The 7,524-nt window shown below is 75.1% G+C and carries 9 protein-coding genes; 8 read left to right on the plus strand and 1 reads right to left on the minus strand.

From position 1 onward, the window contains the following. Together DVA66_RS14465 and pyrF are read left to right on the plus strand one after the other, a co-directional pair. A partial coding sequence (locus tag DVA66_RS14465; RefSeq protein WP_332872875.1) for a quinone-dependent dihydroorotate dehydrogenase occupies window positions 1–1,156 on the plus strand: 1,156 nt, incomplete at its 5' end. Beyond that, on the plus strand, window positions 1,153–2,061 hold the full coding sequence (gene pyrF, locus DVA66_RS14470) for an orotidine-5'-phosphate decarboxylase (protein WP_114560722.1): 909 nt from the start codon (window positions 1,153–1,155) through the stop codon (window positions 2,059–2,061). The genes DVA66_RS14465 and pyrF, both read left to right, overlap by 4 nt. A gap of 3 nt (window positions 2,062–2,064) precedes the next feature. Here the strand turns inward: pyrF and DVA66_RS14475 are convergent, their stop codons facing one another. Beyond that, window positions 2,065–2,856, minus strand: a complete 792-nt coding sequence (locus tag DVA66_RS14475) for an SDR family NAD(P)-dependent oxidoreductase (protein WP_114560723.1) — start codon at window positions 2,854–2,856, stop codon at window positions 2,065–2,067. A gap of 210 nt (window positions 2,857–3,066) precedes the next feature. Here DVA66_RS14475 and mihF point away from each other — a divergent pair, with 210 nt between their 5' ends. From mihF to DVA66_RS14505, 6 genes are all read left to right on the plus strand, one after another. Next, on the plus strand, window positions 3,067–3,378 hold the full coding sequence (gene mihF / locus DVA66_RS14480) for an integration host factor, actinobacterial type (RefSeq protein WP_114560724.1): 312 nt from the start codon (window positions 3,067–3,069) through the stop codon (window positions 3,376–3,378). After that, on the plus strand, window positions 3,375–3,950 hold the full coding sequence (gene gmk, locus DVA66_RS14485) for a guanylate kinase (protein ID WP_114560725.1): 576 nt from the start codon (window positions 3,375–3,377) through the stop codon (window positions 3,948–3,950). The genes mihF and gmk overlap by 4 nt, the downstream gene beginning before the upstream one ends. A 58-nt stretch (window positions 3,951–4,008) precedes the next feature. Next, window positions 4,009–4,338 carry a DNA-directed RNA polymerase subunit omega gene (gene rpoZ / locus DVA66_RS14490; protein ID WP_114124865.1) on the plus strand — a complete coding sequence of 110 codons (330 nt, stop codon included), beginning with the start codon at window positions 4,009–4,011 and terminating at the stop codon, window positions 4,336–4,338. A gap of 37 nt (window positions 4,339–4,375) precedes the next feature. After that, a complete protein-coding gene (gene coaBC / locus DVA66_RS14495; RefSeq protein WP_198671780.1) occupies window positions 4,376–5,587 on the plus strand; it encodes a bifunctional phosphopantothenoylcysteine decarboxylase/phosphopantothenate--cysteine ligase CoaBC in 1,212 nt (403 codons plus the stop codon). 106 nt (window positions 5,588–5,693) lie between these two features. Next, complete coding sequence (metK, locus tag DVA66_RS14500; RefSeq protein ID WP_114560726.1) at window positions 5,694–6,905, plus strand: methionine adenosyltransferase; 1,212 nt, start codon at window positions 5,694–5,696, stop codon at window positions 6,903–6,905. Between the two features lie 7 nt (window positions 6,906–6,912). Beyond that, complete coding sequence (locus DVA66_RS14505; RefSeq protein WP_198671781.1) at window positions 6,913–7,293, plus strand: VanZ family protein; 381 nt, start codon at window positions 6,913–6,915, stop codon at window positions 7,291–7,293. Window positions 7,294–7,524 lie beyond the last annotated feature (231 nt).

Raw genomic sequence — 7,524 nt, forward strand, 5'->3', positions numbered from 1 at the left:
GCACCGCCTGGGACGCCGCGCGGGCATGAGCACCGGCACCGGCCTCGTCCGCGACGCCCGCACGTCGCGGACGAGGCGGGCGCTGCTCGGGGTCGGCTACCGGCGGGTGCTCCGCCCGGCGCTGTTCGCCAGCCACGGCGGCGACCCCGAGGCCGTGCACGACGCCACCCTCGCCCGCCTCACCCAGCTCGGCCGGGTGCCGGCGCTGGTCCGCTCGCTCGGCCGGCTGACGGCGGTGCCGGCGCGTCCGGTGGAGGCCTTCGGGATCCGCTTCCCCGGTCCGGTCGGGCTGGCCGCCGGCCTGGACAAGGGCGCCCGCGCGGTGACCGCCTGGCAGGCGATGGGCTTCTCCCACGTCGAGCTGGGCACCGTCACCGCGCACGCCCAGCCCGGCAACCCCCGGCCGCGGATGTTCCGCGCCCCGGCCTCGGGCGGACTGGTCAACCGGATGGGGTTCAACAACGACGGCGCCACCGCGGTGGCCGCCCGGCTCGCGGCCGCCGGCGTCCGGCGCGGCAACCGGGCCGCCGGTATCCCGGTCGGGTTGTCGCTGGGCAAGACCAAGGTGACGCCGGTCGAGGACGCGGTCCCGGACTACCTCGCCTCCTTCCGCGTGCTCGCCCCGCACGCCGACTACGTCGCGGTCAACGTCTCCAGCCCCAACACCCCCGGTCTGCGCAGCCTCCAGGACGCCGCCGCGCTGCGCGAGCTCACGCACGCCCTGGTCGCGGAGTCGCGGCGCAGCGCCAACCCCGTGCCGGTGCTGGTCAAGGTGGCCCCCGACCTGGACGAGCAGGCGCTGGACGAGGTGCTCGAGGTCTGCACCAGCACCGGCGTGCAGGGCCTGGTCGCCACCAACACCACCCTGTCCCGTGACGGGCTGGCCGCCCCGGACGCCTGGCTGGCCGCCGAGGCCGGCGGGCTGTCGGGGGCGCCGCTGCGCGAGCGCGCGCTGCAGGTGGTGCGCCACCTCAGCTCACGGGCCGACCTGCCGGTGGTCGGCGTCGGCGGCATCATGACCGCCGACGACGCCGAGGCGATGTTCGACGCCGGCGCCCGGCTGGTGCAGCTCTACACCGGCTTCATCTACGCCGGCCCGGCCCTGGTGGCCGAGATCACCGCCCGCCACGCCGACCGCACCGAGGAGCCCCGATGACCAGCACCGACCCGCAGCCGGGCACCGGACGGCCCTCCTACGGCGAGCGGCTGGCCGCGGTGACCGGTCGGCGCGGACGGCTCTGCGTCGGCATCGACCCGCACCCCGGGCTGCTCACCGCCTGGGGGCTGGCCGACGACCCGTCCGGGTTGGAGGTCTTCGCCCGCGGGGTGGTCTCGGCCGTTGGTGACCTGGTGGCGGTGTTCAAACCGCAGTCGGCGCTGTTCGAGCGGTTCGGCTCGGCCGGGATCTCGGTGCTGGAGCGGGTGCTGGCCGACGTCGCCGACGCCGGCGCGCTGTCGGTGCTGGACGCCAAGCGCGGCGACATCGGCTCCACCATGGCCGGCTACGCCCGCGCCTACCTCGAGGACGGCGGCCCGCTGGCCGCCGACGCCCTCACCGTCAACCCCTACCTCGGGCTGGAGGCACTGGAGCCGGCGTTCACCGCGGCCGTGGCCAGCGGTCGCGGGCTGTACGTGCTGGCCCGCACCAGCAACCCCGACAGCGACCAGCTGCAGCTCGCCACCCGCGACGGCCGCACCGTCGCCCAGACCGTCGTCGACGAGGTGCAGGCCCGCAACGACGCCTCCTCCGACGGGCTCAGGACGACGTCGCGACAGGCTCAGGATGCCGGGGTGGGGTCGGGCGCGACAGGGCCTTTCGGGGTGGTGGTCGGTGGCACCCACGGCCAGGCCGAGCTGGATCTGTCGGCGTTCACCGGCTCGGTGCTGGTGCCCGGTGTGGGAGCGCAGGGCGCGACCGTCGCCGACCTCGCCGAGCGGTTCTCGGTGCCGCGGCTGCTGCTGCCCACCAGCTCCCGCGGGGTGCTCGCCGCCGGCCCGGACGCCCCCGCGCTGCGCCAGGCCGTCACCGCCCTGGTGGCCGAGACCGCCGTCCTCGGCTGAGGCTCAGAGCCAGCCGCCGTCGACCACCCACTGCTGGCCGGTGCAGGCGGCGGAGTCGTCGCTGGCCAGCCAGAGCAGCATCCGCGCCAGGTCGGCCGGCACCACCGGCTCGGCCAGGCACTGCTTCTGCCGGATCGTCTCCAGATCGGCCTCGGTGATGTGCTCGCGGAGCTGGCGCTCGGTCAGCACCCAGCCCGGGATCAGGCAGTTCACCCGGATCTTGTCCGGGCCGAGCTCGCGGGCCATGGTGCGGGTCAGCCCCTCGATCCCGGCCTTGGCGGTGATGTAGCCGACCATGCCGATGAAGTCGGCGTGGGCGCTGATCGAGCCGAGGTTGATGATCGACCCGCCGCCCTGCTCGCGCATCATCGGCGCCACCGCCTGGATGGCGAACAGGTGGTGGCGCAGGTTCACCGCGATCCGGTCGTCGAAGGCCTCGGCGTCCAGCTCGGTGTAGGGGTGCCGGGTGTCGTTGGCGGCGTTGTTGACCAGCACGGTGATCGGGCCGCGGGCGGCGGCGGCCTCGCCGATCACCCGCTGCAGGGCGGGCACGTCACGGACGTCGCAGGGGGCGAACCAGGGCTCGGGGAGCCCGGCCGCCGCGACCTCGCGGACCAGCGCCTCGCCGTGCTCGGTGTCGATGTCGGTGAACGCCACCTCCACCCCCTGGGCGGCCAGCTGGGTGACGAACTCCGCCCCGAGCCCGGTCGCACCCCCGCTGACGAAGGCCACCCGGCCGGCGAGGCTGGGGTAGCGGGCGAAGCGGTCGGCACCGGCGTCGGCGGCGGCAGTCATCGGGGAACCTCCACAGGTCGGGACGGGTCGGCCGCGGCGGCGCACCGCGGCGTGCGGGCCCCTCGGGCGGGGCTGCTGCGGGTCACTGTAACGACGCCGGCACCCCACCCGGCACCCGTCCCGGAGCCCTCCGCGCCCACCGCGCCGGCCCGGAGCGGGACGCCGGCGTCTCGGCTAGGTTGGCGGCAACCAGGAGGAGGTGATCGGCCGGTGACCGTACCGCGGCTGAGCGAGGAGCAGCGCGCCCGGGCCCGGACGGCCGCGGTGGCGGCGCGGACCCGTCGGGCCGAGGCCAAGGAGCGGCTGCGGCGCGGCGACTGGTCCTTCGCGACCCTGGTCGAGCAGGCCCGCGGGGACGACGTGCTGGCCCACATCAAGGTCGTCGACGCGCTGCGCTGCCTGCCCCGCTTCGGACCGAAGCGGGCCGCGGAGCTGATGGCGCGGCACGACATCGCCCCCACCCGGCGGCTGCGCGGGCTGGGCCACCTGCAGCGCGAGGGCCTGCTGGAGGAGCTGCGGTGAGCACCGGCAGCCTGACCGTGGTCTCCGGCCCCACCGCGGTCGGCAAGGGCACCGTGGTGGCGCGGCTGCGCGCGGAGCACCCCGAGCTGATGGTGTCGGTCTCGGCCACCACCCGTCCGCCGCGCCCCGGTGAGGTGGAGGGGGTGCACTACCACTTCGTCGGCGCCGAGGAGTTCGACCAGCTGGTGGCCTCCGACGGGCTGCTGGAGTGGGCGGTGGTGCACGGCACGCACCGCTACGGCACCCCCCGCGCCCCGGTCCGGGCCGCCGTGGCCGCGGGCCGGCAGGTGGTGCTGGAGATCGACCTCCAGGGCGCCCGCCAGGTCCGCCGCAGCTGGCCCGGGGCCCGGTTCGTCTTCCTCGCCCCGCCCAGCTGGGAGGAGCTGGTCCGCCGGCTGGTGGGTCGGGGCACCGAGACCGAGGCCGAACGAGAGCGCCGGCTGCAGACCGCCCGGGCCGAGCTGGCCGCGGCCGAGGAGTTCGACCACGTCGTGGTCAACACCGAGGTGGACGCGACGGTGGCCGAGCTGGTCCAGCTGATCGGGCTCGGGACACCCGAGCGCACTTGGTAGCCGCCGTCCGGGCTGGTAACCTGACCCAGCCTGTGACCACCACCAGAGAAGGCAGATCTTGAGCGTCAACACCCCTGAGGGCATCACCAACCCGCCGATCGACGAGCTGCTCACCAAGGTGGACTCCAAGTACCAGCTGGTCCTCTTCGCGGCCAAGCGCGCGCGGCAGATCAACGCCTACTACTCCCAGCTCGGTGACGGGCTGCTGGAGAGCGTCGGCCCGCTGGTCGAGACCGGGGTGCAGGAGAAGCCGCTGTCGATCGCGCTGCGCGAGGTCAACGCCGACGTCCTGCAGATGACCCACATCGACCCCGACGCCCCGGTCGAGGCCGAGAGCGGCGAGGCCGACTTCGGCGGCTTCGACGACGACGGCCCCGGCGTCGCCTGAGCCGACCCCTGACGACCGACCCGACCCGCTGACGCCCGTGGCCGAGATCGTGCTCGGGGTCGCCGGTGGCATCGCGGCCTACAAGGCCTGCACGCTGCTGCGCCGCCTCAGCGAGGCCGGCCACGGCGTCACCGTCGTCCCCACCGACAACGCGCTGCGCTTCGTCGGCGTCGACACCTGGCAGGCGCTGTCGGGACGTCCGGTGAGCACCGACGTGTGGACCGGATCCGATGCGGTCCCGCACGTCCGCCTCGGCCGGGCCGCCGACCTGGTGGTGGTGGCGCCGGCCACCGCCGACCTGCTGGCCCGGGCGGCCGCCGGTCGCGCCGACGACCTGCTGACCAACGTCCTGCTGACCACCACCGCCCCGGTGCTGATGGCCCCGGCCATGCACACCGAGATGTGGCAGCACCCCGCCACCCGGGACAACGTCGCGCTGCTGCGGAGGCGCGGGACCGTGGTGGTCGACCCCGACTCCGGGCGGCTCACCGGCGTCGACACCGGGCCGGGCCGGCTGCCCGAGCCCGACGAGCTCTACGCCCAGTGCCAGGCCCTGCTCGGCGCACCCTCGGCCGCGGTCCGCGACCTGGAGGGCCAGCGGGTGGTGGTCAGCGCCGGCGGCACCCGCGAGGCGCTCGACCCGGTCCGCTTCCTCGGCAACGCCTCCTCCGGCCGGATGGGCGTCGCGCTGGCCCGCGCCGCCGCGCTGCGCGGGGCGCGGGTGACGCTGGTCGGGGCCCACCTCGACGTGCCCCCGCCGTCCTCGGTGCGGGTGGTCCGGGTCGGCAGCACCGAGCAGCTGGCCGAGGCGATGCGGGTCGAGGCCGCCAGCGCCGACGTCGTGGTGATGGCGGCCGCGGTGGCCGACTGGACCCCGGTCGAGCGCAGCGGCAGCAAGATCAAGAAGAGCGGCGAGGACGAGCTGACCGTCCGGCTCCGCCAGACCACCGACGTGCTGGCCGGGCTGTCGGCCACCCGGGCGCGTCCAGGTCAGGTGGTGGTCGGCTTCGCCGCCGAGACCATCGCCGACCCGGCCGAGCGGGCCGAGGTGGGCGCGGCGAAGCTGCGCCGCAAGGGCTGCGACCTGCTGGTGGTCAACGACGTCAGCGGGGGAGCGGTGTTCGGCTCGGCCGACACCGCGGTCACCGTGCTCGGCGCCGACGGCAGCGCCGTCGACCACACCGGCGCCAAGGAGGCGGTCGCCCATCACATCCTGGACGCAGTCCGGCGGCTGAGGGTCGCGGGCTAGTCTCGGGCGGTCGGCGATCCCGGCACGCGCGACCCGCACGGAGCTCGCACCCCGTCCACACCCGCCGCGGCCGACAGGTCGCAGAACCACGTCAGGAGCGGATGCGATGTCGGCCCAGAGCGCCCGTCGGAACCGGCTGTTCACCTCGGAGTCGGTCACCGAGGGCCACCCCGACAAGATCGCCGACCAGATCAGCGACCGCATCCTCGACGAGCTGCTGGCCGAGGACCCGAGCAGCCGGGTGGCGGTGGAGACCCTGGTCACCACCGGCCTGGTCGTGGTGGCAGGTGAGGTGACCACCGAGGCCTACGCCGACATCCGCACCCTGGTCCGCGACACCATCCTCGGCATCGGCTACGACTCCTCGGCCAAGGGCTTCGACGGCGCCTCCTGCGGGGTCAGCATCTCGCTGGGCTCGCAGTCGCCCGACATCGCCCGCGGTGTGGACAGCTCCTACGAGCACTGGCGCGACTCCTCCGAGGAGCGCTACGACCTGCAGGGGGCCGGTGACCAGGGCATCATGTTCGGCTACGCCTGCACCGAGACGCCCTCGCTGATGCCGCTGCCGATCGACCTGGCGCACCGGCTGTCGGAGCGGCTCACCGCGGTCCGCAAGGACGGCACGATGCCCTACCTGCGGCCCGACGGGAAGACCCAGGTCACGGTGGAGTACGTGGACGGCCGGCCGACCCGGCTCGACACCGTGGTGCTGTCGGCCCAGCACGCCGCCGACATCGACCTGGACCGCCTGCTCACCCCCGACGTCCGTCGCCACGTGGTCGACCCGGTGCTGGAGGCCTACGACCTCGACCACCACGACCCGCGGCTCTTCGTCAACCCGACCGGGCAGTTCATCATCGGCGGGCCGATGGGCGACGCCGGGCTGACCGGGCGCAAGGTCATCGTCGACACCTACGGCGGCGCGGCCCGCCACGGCGGCGGCGCCTTCTCCGGCAAGGACCCGTCCAAGGTCGACCGCTCCGGGGCCTACGCCACCCGCTGGGTGGCCAAGAACGTCGTCGCCGCGGGGCTCGCCGACCAGTGCGAGGTGCAGGTGGCCTACGCCATCGGCCGCGCGCACCCGGTGGGCTTCTACCTCGACTGCTTCGGCACCGAGAAGGTGCCGGTGGAGCAGATCGAGGACGCCGTCAAGCAGACCTTCGACCTGCGTCCGGCTGCGATCATCGACGCCCTGGACCTGCTGCGCCCGATCTACACTCGCACCGCGGCCTACGGCCACTTCGGGCGCGAGCTCGACACCATGACCTGGGAGCGCACCGACCGCGCCGACGCGCTGGCCGCCGCCGTCCGGGGCTGAGCCGAGGGTGCGCACGCGGCGGCTGCCGCGGGTGGTGCTGGCAGCGGTGCTCGCGCTGAGCGCCTGGCTGCTGCTGCGCCCCGCCGGCGGGGGAGAACCACTGCCGGTCGACGACACGGTGCTGCACGGCGCCCTCTTCGCCCTGCTCGCGCTGCTGGGGCACTGGACCGGCTGGCCCCGGGTCGCGGTGCTGACCGGTCTGGCGGCCTGGGCGCTCGCCTCGGAGCTGCTGCAGCAGGGCATGGGGCTCGGCCGCACCGGCGACCCGCTCGACCTGCTCGCCGACCTGCTCGGGCTGGCGCTCGGGACGGCCGTCGGTCTGGCCGTCGACCGCCTCCGGAGCGTCCGGCGCGCCGGTCCGGGCCGCGGCTCGTCGGCCTCCCGCTGACCACCCCGCCGCGCGGTCCACCGCCGGACCCATCCGCACCCGTCGCTGCTCCGAACCCTGGTCAACCGACCGGAGGGGGCGACGATGGTCACCGCTCGACGCAGTGCAGAGGGACCGGCCCGCGGCCGCTGGGCACGGCGGATCGCCGGCGCGGCGGTGCTGGCCGTGGTCGCCGTGGCGCCGTGGCTGGTGCCCTGGCAGCAGCTGCCCGGCACCTCGGCCGAGGAGACC

It is taken from the genome of Desertihabitans aurantiacus (assembly GCF_003344635.1).
GTDB lineage: Bacteria > Actinomycetota > Actinomycetes > Propionibacteriales > Propionibacteriaceae > Desertihabitans > Desertihabitans aurantiacus.